This is a genomic window from Streptomyces sp. BR123 (assembly GCF_013401435.1).
Lineage (GTDB): Bacteria > Actinomycetota > Actinomycetes > Streptomycetales > Streptomycetaceae > Streptomyces.
The window spans coordinates 1-886 of the sequence record NZ_JACBGN010000641.1; the positions used below are offsets into that span (position 1 = coordinate 1).

An 886-nucleotide genomic window follows, 5' to 3' on the forward strand; every position below is an offset into this window, starting at 1 on the left:
GAGACAGGTCCCGGACAGGCGGGCGCGCAGCGGGGGTGCCAGGCGGCGGGCGTCGCGGACCGACAGGGGGAGCGGAGACCAGCCGGCCAGCCGGCCCAGCGAGACCACCGGCGGATGGACCGGCGAGACGGCCATGACGTCCGCGGGGGCTCCGATGACCGGAGCCGCGCCCGGTCCGGGCAGGAGCAGCACCCGGTCGGCGTACTGGACCACCCGCTCCAGGCGGTGCTCCGCCATCAGCACGGTGGTGCCCAGGTCGTGGACCAGCCGCTGGAGCACCGCGAGGACCTCCTCCGCGGCTGCCGGGTCCAGGGCGGAGGTGGGCTCGTCCAGGACCAGCACCTTGGGGTGCGTGGTCAGGACCGAGCCGATGGCGACCCGCTGCTGCTGCCCGCCGGACAGGGTGGCGAGGGGGCGGTCGCGCAGCTCGTTCAGGCCCAGCAGGTCCAAGGTCTCCTCGACGCGGCGGCGCATCACGGCGGGTGCCAGGCCCAGCGACTCCATGCCGTACGCCAGCTCGTCCTCGACCACGTCCGTCACGAAGTGGGAGAGCGGGTCCTGGCCGACCGTGCCGACGACGTCCGCCAGCTCGCGCGGTCGGTGGGTACGGGTGTCCCGGCCGTCGACGGTGACGCGGCCGCGCAAGGTGCCGCCCGTGAAATGGGGGACGAGGCCGGAGACCGCCCCGAGGAGCGTGGACTTGCCGGAGCCCGACGGGCCCACCAGCAGCGTCAGCTCTCCCTCCGGGACGACCAGGTCGGCGTCGCGGAGGGCGGGCTGCAGGGCGCCGTCGTAGGTGACCGAGACCTGCTCGAAGCGGATCACTGCGACGCCTCCTTCCTCTGGTTGTCGTGCCGGGTGGGCGGGGGGCCGGGTACAAGTGGCC

1 protein-coding gene is annotated in these 886 nt (G+C 74.6%); it reads right to left on the reverse strand.

The window, feature by feature from the left end; translation table 11 throughout:
- On the reverse strand, positions 1-825 hold an 825-nt coding region (locus HYE82_RS36820), incomplete at its 3' end, for an ABC transporter ATP-binding protein (protein WP_179178569.1).
- Between the last annotated feature and the right edge of the window lie 61 nt (positions 826-886).